The organism is Methylobacterium sp. A54F (assembly GCF_053346035.1).
In genome coordinates this window covers 1-287 of record NZ_JBKFBF010000201.1, presented here as the reverse complement: position 1 = coordinate 287, position 287 = coordinate 1, and the positions used below count along the sequence as shown (strand labels likewise).

Here is a 287-nt window from a genome sequence, read left to right as displayed (position 1 = left end):
GCTACGACGTCACCGCCTCGTCGACCTCGCCGACGTCGCCGCGATCCGCAAGGCGGCGGTGCGGCACGCCCGCGCCATCGTGATCGGCGGCGGCCTGCTCGGGCTCGGGGCGGCGGTGGGCCTCGCCCGGCTCGGCATCGACACCACGCTGCTCCACGTCATGGACCGCCTGATGGAGCGCCAGCTCGACCACGCGGCCGCGGGCCTCGTGAAGCGGGCGATGGAGGCCCGCGCCGTGCGGGTGATCCTCCGGGCCGACACCGCCGCGGTGGAGGGCGAGGGCAGGG

Annotated in this window: 1 protein-coding gene; it reads left to right on the top strand. The window is 77.0% G+C overall.

Features of this window, described 5'->3' with window-relative positions:
• Positions 1-287 (top strand): NAD-binding protein (locus ACLBXP_RS25960; RefSeq protein ID WP_447670664.1); only part of this gene is annotated, 287 nt, incomplete at both ends.